Annotated in this window: 14 protein-coding genes; 5 read left to right on the forward strand and 9 right to left on the reverse strand. The window is 61.0% G+C overall.

The window, feature by feature from the left end; genetic code table 11:
• Positions 1 to 171 precede the first annotated feature (171 nt).
• The 4 genes from ACIQ39_RS14790 to hemC are packed head-to-tail and all read right to left on the reverse strand — an operon-like array spanning position 172 to position 4,296.
• A complete protein-coding gene (locus ACIQ39_RS14790) occupies positions 172 to 1,467 on the reverse strand; it encodes a heme biosynthesis HemY N-terminal domain-containing protein (protein ID WP_396435369.1) in 1,296 nt (431 codons plus the stop codon).
• Positions 1,468 to 1,472: 5 nt separating this feature from the next.
• Positions 1,473 to 2,537 carry a uroporphyrinogen-III C-methyltransferase gene (locus tag ACIQ39_RS14795; protein ID WP_396435370.1) on the reverse strand — a complete coding sequence of 355 codons (1,065 nt, stop codon included), beginning with the start codon at positions 2,535 to 2,537 and terminating at the stop codon, positions 1,473 to 1,475.
• Positions 2,534 to 3,364: a uroporphyrinogen-III synthase gene (locus tag ACIQ39_RS14800; RefSeq protein WP_396435371.1), complete on the reverse strand. Its 831-nt coding sequence runs from the start codon at positions 3,362 to 3,364 to the stop codon at positions 2,534 to 2,536. Before ACIQ39_RS14800 ends, ACIQ39_RS14795 begins: the two co-directional genes overlap by 4 nt.
• Positions 3,365 to 3,378: 14 nt before the next feature.
• Entirely contained in the window at positions 3,379 to 4,296 is a 918-nt protein-coding gene (gene hemC / locus ACIQ39_RS14805) for a hydroxymethylbilane synthase (protein ID WP_396435372.1), read from the reverse strand.
• A gap of 169 nt (positions 4,297 to 4,465) precedes the next feature.
• On the opposite strand from hemC, the gene ppc reads away from it, so the two are divergent.
• On the forward strand, positions 4,466 to 7,324 hold the full coding sequence (ppc, locus tag ACIQ39_RS14810; RefSeq protein ID WP_396435373.1) for a phosphoenolpyruvate carboxylase: 2,859 nt from the start codon (positions 4,466 to 4,468) through the stop codon (positions 7,322 to 7,324).
• 240 nt (positions 7,325 to 7,564) lie between these two features.
• Here the strand turns inward: ppc and ACIQ39_RS14815 are convergent, their stop codons facing one another.
• Together ACIQ39_RS14815 and ACIQ39_RS14820 are read right to left on the reverse strand one after the other, a co-directional pair.
• Entirely contained in the window at positions 7,565 to 8,005 is a 441-nt protein-coding gene (locus ACIQ39_RS14815) for a PACE efflux transporter (RefSeq protein WP_396435374.1), read from the reverse strand.
• 91 nt (positions 8,006 to 8,096) lie between these two features.
• Positions 8,097 to 10,307 (reverse strand): OsmC domain/YcaO domain-containing protein, encoded by a 2,211-nt coding sequence (locus ACIQ39_RS14820; RefSeq protein WP_396435375.1) that lies wholly within the window; start codon positions 10,305 to 10,307, stop codon positions 8,097 to 8,099.
• A gap of 251 nt (positions 10,308 to 10,558) precedes the next feature.
• Between ACIQ39_RS14820 and ACIQ39_RS14825 the strand changes: the two genes are divergently transcribed.
• The 4 genes from ACIQ39_RS14825 to ACIQ39_RS14840 are packed head-to-tail and all read left to right on the forward strand — an operon-like array spanning position 10,559 to position 12,348.
• Positions 10,559 to 10,840, forward strand: coding sequence for a BrnT family toxin (locus ACIQ39_RS14825; protein ID WP_396435376.1), 282 nt, complete (start codon positions 10,559 to 10,561; stop codon positions 10,838 to 10,840).
• Positions 10,830 to 11,150: a helix-turn-helix domain-containing protein gene (locus tag ACIQ39_RS14830; RefSeq protein WP_396435377.1), complete on the forward strand. Its 321-nt coding sequence runs from the start codon at positions 10,830 to 10,832 to the stop codon at positions 11,148 to 11,150. Before ACIQ39_RS14825 ends, ACIQ39_RS14830 begins: the two co-directional genes overlap by 11 nt.
• Before the next feature lie 25 nt (positions 11,151 to 11,175).
• Entirely contained in the window at positions 11,176 to 11,481 is a 306-nt protein-coding gene (locus ACIQ39_RS14835) for an addiction module antidote protein (RefSeq protein ID WP_396435378.1), read from the forward strand.
• A gap of 33 nt (positions 11,482 to 11,514) precedes the next feature.
• Positions 11,515 to 12,348: a VOC family protein gene (locus tag ACIQ39_RS14840; RefSeq protein ID WP_396435379.1), complete on the forward strand. Its 834-nt coding sequence runs from the start codon at positions 11,515 to 11,517 to the stop codon at positions 12,346 to 12,348.
• Between the two features lie 8 nt (positions 12,349 to 12,356).
• Here ACIQ39_RS14840 and ACIQ39_RS14845 read toward each other — a convergent pair whose 3' ends face one another.
• The 3 genes from ACIQ39_RS14845 to ACIQ39_RS14855 all read right to left on the reverse strand — a co-directional run.
• Positions 12,357 to 12,665 (reverse strand): HigA family addiction module antitoxin, encoded by a 309-nt coding sequence (locus tag ACIQ39_RS14845; RefSeq protein ID WP_396435380.1) that lies wholly within the window; start codon positions 12,663 to 12,665, stop codon positions 12,357 to 12,359.
• Between the two features lie 12 nt (positions 12,666 to 12,677).
• Entirely contained in the window at positions 12,678 to 12,959 is a 282-nt protein-coding gene (locus tag ACIQ39_RS14850) for a type II toxin-antitoxin system RelE/ParE family toxin (protein ID WP_396435381.1), read from the reverse strand.
• A gap of 60 nt (positions 12,960 to 13,019) precedes the next feature.
• Positions 13,020 to 14,000, reverse strand: a 981-nt coding sequence (locus ACIQ39_RS14855; RefSeq protein WP_396435382.1) for a DUF3418 domain-containing protein, incomplete at its 5' end; no start/stop codon positions are given.

Raw genomic sequence — 14,000 nt, forward strand, 5'->3', positions numbered from 1 at the left:
ACTCGGTCACCCTCATGCAGTTGCGCTTCACTTCGCTCGTCGTGATCAACTTGCGACGGGACTTGCACCCGTAGGAGTGCGCCCATGCTGGGCGCACAACAAAAAAACCGGGTTCTTGACCCGGTTTTTTTTCGCCTTGAGGGCCCCGTACAGGCTGTACGTTGGGGGCACTCAGTCTGGCCGAACCAGCGCCGCCTGCTGCCAAGCTGCCAAGGCCTGAGCGGGGTCTTGCCGCTGCGTGGCCAGCTCGGCCAAAGCAATCCAAGCTTTTCTTTGCAAAGGCGGCGCTTGCAGGTTTTTGACCGACAAAGTCAGCAGGCTTTGGGCTTTGCCCCAAAGACGATGGCGCAGGCACAGCATGCCAGCGAGGTATTGCAGATGTGGCGCACGGGGCTGTGACTGCTGCGCACTCTCGACACGCGAGAGCCATGCAAAGGCATCTTCCTCGTCGAGCCCGGGCAAGCAAGCATCAAAAGCCAAAACCACTTGCAAAAGCTGGTGTGCAGACCAATTCGCAGGAGGCGCTTGAACTGGTGCCCACAAATCTTGCAGCCAAAGTCGGGCTGTGTCAGCCTTGCCGCCCAGCTTCAAGCAGCGCAACACGGCCTCGGCCGCCACATCAGGCAGGTGGCGCTGGCTGGGCGTCAAGCGAAGCCACACGCGCTGCAGCACATCCACATCGTGGGTTTGTTCGATCAGCTCCAAAATCAGGCGGGTCACCAAACTTTCGGCCGCCACGGGCGAAAACGCGCGGTGCTTGGCCAGCAACAAAGCCGTCTCCAATGCCTGCGCCGGTTGCCCAGCCAAGCGCGCCGCCTTCAAGTGCAAGCGCATGGCCACCATGCGCCGCCCCACTGCTGGGGGTAAGTTTTGCAAACAGGCCAAACTGGCCGCGGCATCGCGGTCATCGAGCAGCCAACGCGCAGACCGCAGTTGTGCGCCTTCGAGCCAAGATTGCCGACCAATGCCCTGGCCCGCTTGCAGCTGCAGCATGGCTTGATCCCAATGGTGTTCACGCTGCACTTTGTCTTGCAAAGCGTGGCTCGATTCGGCCGCCATGATGTGGGCCAAAGCGCGCAGCGACACCGCGTGGTCCAGCGTCACGCCAGCGCCATGGAGCAAGGCTTCTTTGTCCAAGGTTTGCAATGCGGCTTTTCGAGCGCGCAAAAACCGACCGGCCATGAAATGGCCAATGGCATCCAACATGGCCGCATGGCTGGCGCGTTCTTTTTGCTGCAAGCGCCAAAGTTGGGCCCTCTTAGGCAAGGCCAAAAAAGCACCCAGTGCCCGCTGCACCAAAACCACCAGCAGCACGAACGAAAAAACCAGCAACAACGCCAAGTTGAGCGAAATGTCCACCCGATGCGGGAACAAAAACAGGGTCACCACACCCTGGTTGTTGCCCGCCAGCCAAGCCGCAGCGGCGGCCAAGGCGAACAACACGATGAGCCACAGGGCAGCGCGCATGGGTTTTACCTGACTGCCGCAGCGGTGTTCAAAGCGGCCAGCGAAGCCTCAATGCGCGGCACCTCGCTGGTGCGCACTTGTTCACTGGTTTGTTCCAGCAATTGCAGCAACAAAACCGTGCGCCGCGATTGGGGGTCAGCGTAACGGCGCACCAGCACCGCTGCTGAACCCAAATCGGCGCGAACCCCGTCTTTTTGCCGCGCCAACATGCCCAGCCGAGCATTCAGCAACTTGAGCTTGAGATTTTCTCGCACAAAAAAAGCCTGCTCAGGCGACATCAAGGCCGCCTCGGGCACGTCGATGCGGCTGACTCTGAGCAAACTTTTGAACTCGTCGCCCATGCGGTTCAAACCCAGCTGCCACCAAGCCTGTGGCGCAGGCTTGGCCAAGGTCTCTGCCTGCTGGCGCATTTGGGTTTGCGACACCATTTGATCGTTGGCCAAAGACAAACCGTCCACCAAATTCACGCCTTCTTCGAGTTTGAGCATCAAACCCGGCAAATCAAAGGCGGGCAGGCTGTTCAAGCGCTCTGCATCTTTTTCCAGCGCCCGCAACACCGGCAACAAGCGCGGCTGGGTAGCCCGTTGCACGCGTTTTTGCGCGGCCACCAAGGCGCTCACCAAAGGCTCGGTGGAGCCCACCATATGGGCTTGCTGTTGGGCAATGCGCAAGGCGGTCTCGATGTCACCGACCAAATTTTCATCGCGTGTGCGCGAAAGGCTTTGCATCAGGTCCTCAAGCTGGCTGCGCTGCAGGGCCACCTCAGACACGCGGGCCTCCATGAGCGCCACGCGAGCCGCACTGTCTTGCACCGTCTCCAGCGCTTGCTTGGCCCAAGCTTTGGCCTCTGTGGCTTGCAAGGTCGAAGCCGCGCTTTGCTGGGCCAACTGCTCTTGTATGCGTGAGAGCTTTTGCCACAGCATCACCGACGACACCAAACCCAATGCCGTCAAGGCAGCCACCAGCAGCGTTGCCATCCACAAGCGCGCCGTTGGCATTCGAGCACTTGGCAACAGGGCGGGTTGGGCCACGTTGGGGGCGACTAAAGAAGCATCGGGCGAAGAGGTCATGGCAGCGATTTTATAGACTGCGCCTGTGCGGCCAAACCTGCGGGCACCAGACTCACGCTGCCCCAGCCTGCGCTTTGCAGCCGCTGGGCAATGCGTGGGTGCGTGGCCAAAGCACGCCCCTTGCCCAAGGCCAAGTCGGGGCAAGTTTGCAGCAGGTGCTGCGCCGCCTCGGAACTGCTGAACAACCACCACCAACCATCGCTTACCGCTTGCACAGCCCAGCGCTGCTGCGCCAGCGTCAACACCGGTGCTTGTCGCACATAGGCCACCGTCTGGAGCACGCGCATACCGGCCCCCTGCAAGGTCAGCGCCAGCCAATCGCGGCCAGCCAATAGGCCCAGCGCATCGGCCCCGCGAACAAGCAACACTGTGGGCGCTTGAGCCGCGGCGTCCACACTTGCGCGCACACGCGCCGACACCAGGGCCCACAAGGCCTCGGAGTCAAACTGCGTGGCTGCCTCGTCTGGAGAGTCGATCAGCTCGGCAGGCCAGCCCGCTGCGGCCAATGCAGCCCGCGTCCCAGGCCCCGTTGACCACGCACGGCAGTGAGAAATGTCCAAGCCCTCGGGCCTTGCGGCCATGAAAAACCGCACGGCATTGGCGCTCACAAACATCACTGCCCAGCAGTGCGGCACTGCCTGCCAAGCTTGGGTCAAAGCCGACGGCTCGGGCAGCGCTGCAATTTCGATCAGGGGAAAGCTTGCGCAGGCCACGCCCTGCGCCTGCAGGGCCTCGGCCCAAACCTGGGCATCGTGTGCTGGCCGGGTCACGATCACCCGCTTGCGCGGGTCAGAAACAGTGCTTGCCGGGCCGGTCACGCGCGCCATGTCCGCGCCCCAGTTCAGCGCGCGCCGCCGGCGCGCAGCGCCTGCGCCACCCTCAGGCCCAGCGCCTCGGCCGCTGCCAGGCCATCGTTGCCGACTTGGGCCTCGGCGGTGACCAAGGTGGTGCTGCCCTCCGGGTCGCCCCAGGCCGCTTGCAGCTGCAGCACCCCACCTGCGATGGTGGCGTGCGCTGCCAAAGGCATGGAGCAGCTGCCGCCCATGGCGCGGCTGACTGCACGCTCGGCCGCCACCCGCCGCCACGAGGGGGCATCGGCCAAAGAGGCCAACAAGGCGCGCAAATCGGCCCGATCGCTGCGGATCTCGATGCCCAAAGCGCCCTGCCCTGCGGCGGGCAGCATTTGTTCGGTCTCAAAAATATGCCGAATGCGCGCCACCAAGCCCAAGCGCTTGAGACCTGCTGCGGCCAGCACAATGCCAGCGTATTGGCCTTCGTCGAGTTTGCGCAAACGCGTGTCCAAATTGCCACGCAGGGGCTCGATCTTCAAGTCAGGCCGAAGCGCACGCAGCAAAACTGTGCGACGCAAACTGGAGGTGCCCACCACCGCACCAGACGGTAAATCTTCCAGGCGGGCGTATTGGGGCGAGACCCAGGCGTCTCGCGGGTCCTCGCGTTCCATGATGCAGGCCAGCTCAAAGCCCTCGGGCATGTCCATGGGCACGTCTTTGAGCGAGTGCACCGCGATGTCGGCGTGGCCTTCTTGCAGCGCGACTTCCAGCTCTTTGACGAACAGGCCCTTGCCACCCACTTTGGACAAGCTGCGGTCCAGGATTTGGTCGCCCTGCGTGGTCATGCCCAACAAGCGGACTTGGCAGCCCAGGCCCTCCAGCAAGGATTTCACATGCTCGGCTTGCCACAAAGCCAAGCGGCTCTCACGGGTGGCGATGACGATGGTGGGCAGCTTGGACTCGGTCACGGCGGGTTTCCTGAAAATGATGCTGATCCCATCCGAATGAAACCAACTGGTAATTTTGTCTCTCGCGGCGATGCTAGCATGATGTCAAGGCAAACTGACACCCCGTGACCCACCCCAGACAGCCCGTACCACCCGACCCCATACCCACCCCCTCAGGCGCACAACACCCATGAAACAGGCCATCCCCGACCCAAGCCATTCCGCTCAAACCAAGGGGCATACCAAAGGCCCTACCCGAGCCCAACGCGACAGCGAGCGCCCCCTGACCGAAGACATCCGCCTGCTGGGCCGCCTGCTGGGCGATGTCATTCGGCTGCAAGAAGGCCCCGAGGCCTATGACTTGGTCGAGCAAATCCGCCAGCTCTCAGTGGCTTTCAGGCGCGATGCCGACCAAGAAGCCGACAAGGCGCTGAAAAAACTGCTCAAAAACCTGTCTGGCGAGCGCGCTGTGAGCGTGATCCGCGCCTTCACCTACTTTTCGCACCTGGCCAATTTGGCCGAAGACCGCCACCACATCCGCCGCCGTGCCCTGCACGAACGGGCCGGCCACACGCAAGAGGGCAGCATCGACGTGGCCCTGCAGCGCCTGCGCTGGGCGGGCATCACGCCCCAAAGCATCTCGGCCATGCTGGCCACCAGCTATGTCTCGCCGGTGCTCACCGCCCACCCCACCGAAGTACAGCGTAAAAGCATTTTGGATGCTGAGCGCGACATCGCCCACTTGCTGACCGAGCGCGACGCCATCAAGGCCCGCGCCGCTGCCGTGAACGCCGCCAAAGACGCGCTCAGCCCCAAAGAGCTGGCCGCCAACGAGCAGCAAATGCGCGCCCGGGTCATGCAACTGTGGCAAACCCGCTTGCTGCGCTTTACCAAGCTGACCGTGGCCGACGAGATCGAGAACGCCTTGAGCTACTACGAAGCCACGTTTTTGCGCGAGATCCCCAAGCTGTATGCCGAACTGGAGCAGGCCCTGCCCGGCCAGCCGATTGCCAGCTTTTTGCGCATGGGGCAGTGGATAGGCGGCGACCGCGACGGCAACCCCAACGTCACCGCCGCCACGCTGGAACAAGCCTTGTCGCGTCAAAGCGACGTGGCCCTGCGCCACTACCTGACCGAGGTGCACTTATTGGGTGGTGAGCTGTCGTTGTCGGCCATGCTGGTGCCTTTTGGCCCCGAGATGTTGGCCTTGGCCGAGCGCTCGCCCGACACCAACGCACACCGCCAAGACGAGCCCTACCGCCGGGCGCTCACTGGCATCTACGCCCGCTTAGCCGCCACGCTGAGCCACTTGACCGGCGGAGAAGCCGCCCGGCATGCCGTGGCGCCGCAAAGCCCCTACCCCGACGCCGAGGCGTTTTTGGCCGACTTGCGGCTGATCGAAGCCTCACTCTTGAGCCACCAAGCCCAGGCGCTGGCCGCGCAGCGCCTGCACCCGCTGATCCGCGCCGTGGCGGTGTTTGGCTTTCATTTGGCCACGGTGGACCTGCGCCAAAGCTCAGACAAGCACGAAGAGGTGGTGGCCGAATTGTTGGCCGTGGCGCGTGTGGCGCCGCACTACAGCCAACTGGGCGAACAGGCCAAACAAAGGCTGCTGCTGGGCCTGTTGAACGATGCCCGCCCGCTGCGCGTGCACGCCGCCGCGTACAGCGACCACGCGCATTCTGAGTTGGCGATTTTTGCATCCGCAGTGCGCCTGCGCGCCCGCTTTGGCCCGCAGGCCATACGCCACTACATCATCAGCCACACCGAAAGCGTGAGCGACTTGCTCGAGGTGCTGCTGCTGCAAAAAGAAGTGGGCCTGATGCGCGGCACACTGGACAGTGAGGCCCGCAACGACCTGATCGTGGTGCCCTTGTTCGAGACCATCGACGACCTGCGCAACGCAGCGCCCATCATGCGCGACTTCTATGCCCTGCCCGGGGTGGCCGCCCTGATCGCCCGCTCAGGGAGCGAACAAGACATCATGCTGGGCTACTCGGACAGCAACAAAGACGGCGGCATCTTCACCAGCAACTGGGAGCTGTACCGCGCCGAAATCGCCTTGGTCGAGCTGTTTGACACTTTGGCGCGCAGCCACGGCATCACCTTGCGCATGTTCCATGGCCGGGGCGGCACCGTGGGCCGAGGCGGCGGCCCCAGCTACCAGGCCATCTTGGCGCAGCCACCGGGCACGGTGCGCGGGCAAATTCGCCTGACCGAGCAAGGCGAGGTGATCGGGGCCAAATTTGCCAATCCAGAAATTGGCCGCCGCAACCTGGAAACCTTGGTCGCAGCCACTTTGGAGGCGACTTTGCTCCAGCCCACCAAACCCGCGTCCAAGGTCTTTTTGGCAGCCGCTGAACGCTTGTCGCAAGCCAGCATGGCCGCTTACCGGGGCTTGGTCTACGAAACACCGGGCTTTACCGACTACTTCTTTGGTGCCACACCGCTCAAAGAGCTGACCCAACTGAACATCGGCTCACGCCCGGCATCGCGCAAAGCGCTGGAAAAAATCGAAGACCTGCGGGCCATCCCCTGGGGTTTCAGCTGGGGCCAATGCCGCCTGACCCTGCCCGGTTGGCTGGGTTTTGGCTCAGCCGTGGCCGCATTTTTGGACAAACCCGATGCGGCCGAACGCCAAGCCGCACTGGCCTTGCTGCAAAAAATGTACCGCCAATGGCCGTTCTTCCGCACCTTGTTGTCCAACATGGACATGGTGTTGGCCAAGAGCGACTTGGCCCTGGCCTCGCGCTACGCCGAGTTGGTCAGCGACGCCCGCCTGCGCAAAAAAATCTTTACCGCGATCGAGGCCGAATGGCAGCGCACCGCTGACGCGCTGACCCAAATCACGGGTGAGAAAAACCGACTGGCCAGCAACCCGGCGCTGGACCGCTCGATTCGACACCGCTTTCCGTACATCGACCCGCTGCACCACTTGCAAGTTGAGCTGATCCGCCGCTACCGGGCCGGCTTGGCCGACGAGCGGGTGCAGCGCGGCATCCACATCAGCATCAATGGGATCGCGGCGGGGCTGCGCAACACGGGCTGAACACTTTGCCAATCGAGCGCTTGGCGCCTTGGCATGCATGTGGCCCAACACCGCCCAGTCAAAACCCTCAAAACATGCCCAAAAGGCCTTGTCAAAGCGTTTTGTGTCCAGGGTTTGTGCCCCACTGCGGTGCCGATTGAAGGCCAGCGATTGCAGGGCACGTACTTTGAGCCAGCTGCCTTTGGCCCCGCACAATGCCCACACCCCTCGCGCAACACATCCCGCCTGCGGGCAGCGCCATCAAAGCCGATCGGCGGTGTCCACCCGCGCCGAGGCGGGCAAGCCAAAGACCCGGTCGAAGCACCAGGTGAACCCGATGGCATAAAAGAAAAAGAACGCGAGCAAGCCCAGATTGGCCAGCAAGGCGGCTGTGAGTGAAATGTCGAGCCACAGCGACATGACGGGCAGCAAGATGATCACCAGGCCCCCCTCAAAACCCGCCCCGTGGGCCAGCCGCCGGGCCAAAGAGCGGCCCCGCACAGATTGGCGAGCCTCCCAGCGCTCAAAAAGCCAGTTGAAGACATAGTTCCAGGTCAGCGCCATCGTGGACAGCACCACCGCCAGACCGAATGTGGAGGTGGGCGACTTGTCAAAGGCCAGGCTCAACACGGGCCCGACCACCGCGATGGCGATGGCCTCGTACAACAGGGCTTGCAGAACGCGGCGCTTGGTGGGGGACATGGCAGGCACAAAGTTGAGGGAGCAGCAAGGATAGCGCAGGCCATGGGCTGCGACATGGGCTGCGACATGGGCAACTGCCCGCGTGGCGGTTTCAGCCCAATGCCAGCTTCGCTGCCGCCCTCGCCCGCGCCGTGTGCAGTTTTTGGTAGCTGTCGAGCAAGCGCTGGTGCCGGTCCAAGCCCTCTAGCTTGAGGCTGGTGGGCGTGAGGCCATGAAAGCGCAGGCTGCCGTCCACCGAGCCGGTGGCTGCAGCCATGCGCTCGTCGCCGAACATGCGGCGGAAGTTGAGCTCGTAATCCGCCAAGGCCAAGTCCTCGTCCAACGTCACCTCGAGCACCACGTTCACGGCTTGGTAAAACAAGCGGCGCTCCAGCGTGTTGTCGTTGTACTGCAGGAATGCGCCCACCCGTTCGTGGGCCTGTTCCAGCTGCTGCAAGGCCAAATGAATCAAGAGCTTGAGCTCCATCACCGTCAGCTGCCCCCACACCGTGTTCTCGTCAAAGGCGATGCCGATCAGCGTGGCAATGTCCAGGTAATCGTCGAGTTCGTTGTTCTCCAACCGCTCGAGCAGAGCCGCCAGCGCCGCGTCGTCCAATTTATGCAGATTGAGCACATCGGCGCGGAACAAGAGGGCTTTGTTGGTGTTGTCCCAAATCAAATCGTCCACCGGGTAAACCTCGGAATAACCGGGCACCAAGATGCGGCAAGCAATGGCACCGAGTTGGTCGTGCACCGCCACATAGGCTTGTTTGCCCATGGCCTGCAAGATGCCAAACAGCGTGGCCGCCTCTTGGGCGGTGGCATCGTTGCCCTCCCCGGCAAAGTCCCAGGCTACAAATTCGTGATCCGACCGGGCGCTGAAAAACCGCCACGACACCACGCCGCTGGAGTCGATGAAGTGCTCGACAAAGTTGTTCGGCTCGGTCACCGCATTGCTGACAAAGGTGGGCGCTGGCAAATCATTCAGACCCTCAAAACTGCGGCCCTGCAGCAGCTCGGTCAGGCTGCGCTCCAGCGCCACCTCCATGCGCGGGTGCGCGCCAAAGGAGGCGAACACACCGCCGGTGCGCGGGTTCATCAGGGTCACGCACATCACCGGGTAGACACCGCCGAGCGATGCGTCTTTGACCAAGACCGGAAAGCCTTGCGCCTCCAAGGCCTCGATGCCCGCCACGATGCCGGGGTAATTCGCCAACACGGCTGGCGGCACGTCGGGTAAAGCCATTTCACTTTCGATGATCTCGCGCTTGACGGCGCGCTCAAAAATTTCGGACAGGCACTGCACTTGGGCTTCCACCAAGGTGTTGCCCGCGCTCATGCCGTTGCTGACAAACAGGTTTTCCACCAGGTTGGAGGGGAAGTAAACCACCTCGCCGTCGGACTGGCGCACATAGGGCAGCGCACAAATGCCGCGCGAGGGCTTGCCCGAGTTGGTGTCGAACAGGTGCGAGGCTTTAAGCTCGCCGTCGGGGTTGTAAATGGCCAAGCAATGTTCGTCCAACAAGCCTTTGGGCAGTGCATCGCGTTTGCCGGGCTGAAACCAACGCTCTTGGGGGTCGTGCACAAAATCGGCCTGGGCGATGTCTTCGCCAAAAAACACGCCCGCGTAAAAGTGGTTGTTGTTCAGGCGCTCGATGTATTCACCCAAAGCCGAGGCCAAGGCGCTCTCTTTGCTCGAGCCCTTGCCGTTGGTGAAGCACATGGGCGAGTGCGCGTCGCGGATGTGCAGCGACCAGACGTTGGGCACCAGGTTGCGCCAGGACGCGATCTCGATCTTGATGCCCAAGTTCGCCAACACCGCCGTCATGTTGGCGATGGTCTGCTCCAGCGGCAAGTCCTTGCCCGCAATGAAGGTCTGTGCCTGCGCTTCGGGCTTGAGCGTGAGCAAGGCCTGCGCGTCGGTATCCAAGTTGTCCACCGCATCAACGATGAAGGTGGGGCCCGCTTGGATCGCCTTTTTGACCGTGCAGCGGTCAATCGACCGCAAGATGCCTTGGCGGTCTTTGTCGGACAGGTCGGCCGGCAACTCCACCTGAATTTGGAGGGTCTGCAAGTAACGGTTGTCGGGGTCCACGATGTTGTTTTGCGACAGGCGAATGTGCTCAGTGGAGATGCCGCGCGTCTCGCAATACAGCTTCACAAAATACGCCGCGCACAAAGCCGAAGACGCCAAAAAATAATCAAACGGCCCCGGCGCCGAGCCATCGCCCTTGTAACGAACAGGCTGATCGGCCACCACGGTGAAGTCGTCAAACTTAGCCTCCAGGCGAAGCTTGTCGAGAAAATTGACTTTGATTTCCATGCGGTGTTTCCGGGCAATAGAGGCGTCCCAGCGGCCGACAAAAGGTCGATCAGCGGCGGGGGAGGTAAAAGAAGGGGGGTAGTTTGCCTGAACAGGTCGCGTCAACGGATCACTGCGGGTTTCAAAGTGATGGCGAATTTGGGGAGTGCGGTGCAATCGCAGCATCCGATGACTGGGGGGAAATAAAAGCTTCACGCAAGCCCACAAATATCGCAGATTGCCAAATATAGGCCATTGGCCTACACTCAGCCATGGAATTCGAGTGGGATGAAACCAAAAGCGAAACCTGTTTTCAGGAACGAGGGTTCGACTTTGCTTATGCAGCCCAAGCCTTCTTTGACCCCCATCGACTCATCCGCGCAGACCAGCGACACAGCTACGGTGAAGAACGATTTCAACTCACAGGGCGCATCGCGTCACGCATCTTTGTGGTGGTCTACACCCCGCGCGCCAACGCAACCCGCATCATCTCCGCCAGAAAAGCCAACACCCGAGAGGTCAAGCACTATGAAAATGACACGAATGAAGATTGATCCCGCAAAGATGGCTGGGCAAAGCATCGGGCGAATCAACCCCGCCCAGGTCGACGCCACCACAGAAGCGCAAATGGCCGTGCAAATGGCGCAAGACGAAGCACTGGCCATGCAAGACGCGGCCAAGTTTGCCCGCCGCGTGCGCCGCCGTCTGGGCTTTAGCCAGGCTGAATTTGCTACACGCATCGATGTGTCACTGGAAACCATCCGCAACTGGGAACAAGGCAAACGCAGCCCCACAGGCGCGGCCAAGGCCTTGCTCAAGGTCTTGGACAAAGCGCCCGAAGCAGCGCTGGCAGCATTGCACTGAAGCAAGCTTCAACAGTTCATAGAACATGACCGAAAAAATCAAAGCCGCCGACCTGCCCGACTTCGACATGGCCGAATACCTCCAGACCGACGAGGACGTGGCCAATTATCTGACGCTGGTGCTGGCAGAAAACGACCCCGCCGAGCTAACCCTCGCCCTGGGCAACATCGCCCGCGCACGCGGCATGACCGAAGTGGCCCGAGCCTCCGGCCTGACCCGCGAAGCCCTCTACAAAGCCCTGCGCCCCACATCGCAGCCGCGCTTTGACACGATTGCCCGCGTCTGCACGGCGCTGGGGGTGAAGTTGGTGGTGCAGCCGATGCAGGCTTGAGCTGCTTGAATTCCTCTTCTGAAGGGATTGACCATGCAAAACTCTTTTCACTTAATGCAACCCGACCATCTTTCAGTGCGCGTGAATGACGCTGAGAAATTACATCGCCTGTTCGCTGAAGTTTTAGGGTTGCCAGTCAGTTGGCCATTGCAATCGATTGCCTTTGCGAAGTTCTCATGGGTAAGCGTTGGCAACACCAATATTGAGTTCTGGCAAGCCAGCAACAACAGCGACCTGCCGTTAGAGGGCAAGCCACTCATCCCTTTCGTGCATGGCATTGCTGTTGATTGCGACGACGTAGCCAAGACCGTTGAGCAATTGCGTGGTATTGGGTTTGCATGCACGCCAGCAAAGTCCTTTGGAACATCTGGCGCTGATGGTGTGCAGTTGAACGCTTGCACCAAGGCCCAGTTGTTGGAAATATCAGCGCCCAAGTGTCAAGTGTTCTTGTGTCATTGGCATCCCGAGGGGCTTATTTTTCCGTGGAAAGAAAAGCTCGGTGCCACCGAACGGCGCAGACGCGAAAAGCAGGCGTTGTCTGAATCTGGCGGGGGTGCCCTGGGAATTTCAGGTTTGGCCGAAATCCGAATGAGTGTCCCGGATATTGAACACGCTGCGCGCGGCTGGGACCTGGTCTATCGGCGAATAGCTGGGCGGGATCACTGCTGGGATTTGGGCGACAAAATGATGCTGTCCCTGCATGCGGGGCCCTTGCAGGTGGTAACGTCATTGATGTTTCGTGTGCACTCGTTTGAAAAAGCCAAGGTCGCACTGAAAGAACGCGGTCTGCTGGGTGAGCATACTGGGAACGAAGCTCAGATTCTTCCAGATGCTGTCGACGGTCTCGATTTTCGACTTGTCCGATGATGTGCAACTCATGCCTGCGCCAGCAGGCGCACATCTTTCAAGCTGTCTTTCATTTCAATCTGCGCCATCTTCAGGTCATAGGCAGATTGCAGGTTGAGCCAATATTGCGGCGTTTGCCCCAGTGCACGGCCAAGGCGAAGAGCCAATTCGGCTGTCACCGGGCGATCACCTTTGAGCAAATGCGACACACGCATGGCGGATACCCCAATGGCTTCTGCGAATGCAGCTTGGGTCATGGCCAGTTCTTGCAGTGTCTCGTGCAAGAACTCACCGGGGTGAACAGCTGGCAAACCATCCACAGGATTTTTGGCAATCATCTTCATCGCTCCTCAGTGGTCATCCACTATTTCAACGTCATGCGCATGCCCATGTTCAAACCGAAAGCACAAACGCCAACGGTCATTCACTCGAATGTTCCATTTGCCTGCCAAATCACCCGTTAACGCCTCCAAGCGGTTGGACGGGGGCATACGCAAGTCATCGACTTCGACCGCCGCATGCAGCTGAGTCAATCTCATCACGGCACGCTTGAGGATCTCCGGTGGCAAGCGACGTGATTTGCCTGTCGCAAACAAGCGCTCAGTTTCGTCACTGGCAAAGCTTTCGATCATGCCTCAATCATAAACAATTTGTTTATTAAAAGCAATGCGCGTCAAATACCAAACGCCCCCTCAATGGTTCAACTGCCCCCAAGCCTTCTCCAACCGCTTGATGCTGACCGGCTGCGGCGTGCGCAACTCTTGCGCGAAGAAGCTCACGCGCAGCTCTTCCAGTAGCCAGCGGAACTCCAGCATGCGGGCGTCTTGCGCGCCTTTGCGATCGGCCACCAGACGCCAGTAGCGTTGTTCTTGCGGTTTGATCTCTGCCAAGCGCAGCGCGTCGCGGGCGGGGTCGGCGCGGTATTTGTCCAGGCGCAGGGTGATGGCCTTGAGGTAGCGGGCACAGTGCTGCAACTGCGGCCACGGCGTGGCGGCCATGAAGTTTTTGGGCATCAGGCGTTGCAGTTGCGCTGTGCAGTCGGCCGTCGCGTCGGGGGCGTTTTTGCTGTCTTTGATTTTGCGGGTGGCCGCGCCAAACTCCAGCAAGATGCTGCCCGCCAGCCGGGCCACTTCGTTGGCGATCAGGGTGAGACGCCCCCGGCCTTCTTCGATACGGCGCTTGAAAGTCAGCTCGTCATTGGGCAGCGTATCGAGCAAGAAGGCGCGGTCGAGTGCCACGTCGATGATCTGGGCTTTGAGCTCGTCGGCGGTGCCCAAAGGCATGAATGCCACGGCCATTTTTTGCAGGTCGGGGAGGTTTTTCTCAAGGTACTTGAGCGCGTCTTTGATCTGCAACGCAAACAGGCGGCGCAGGCCCGCACGGTTTTTGGCGGCGGCAACGTCGGGCTCGTCAAACACTTCGATGGCGACGGCGTCTTGCATGTCCACCAGCGCGGGGAAGCCGATCAGGGTTTGACCTCCTTTGCTGATTTCCATCAGTTCGGGCAGTTCGCCGAAGGTCCAGGCGGTGTAGCGCTGGGGGGTGACTGGCGCTTGTTGACTGGATTGCCGCGCTTCGCTCGCAATGACGGAGGCTTTGTCGTCGCGAGCTGTGGCACGTCGTGGCGATGCAGCCTGCGTGTCATTGGATTGCCGCGCTTCGCTCGCAATGAC

The sequence above is a fragment of the Limnohabitans sp. genome, assembly GCF_044361645.1.
In the GTDB taxonomy this organism is placed as follows: Bacteria; Pseudomonadota; Gammaproteobacteria; order Burkholderiales; family Burkholderiaceae_C; genus Limnohabitans_A.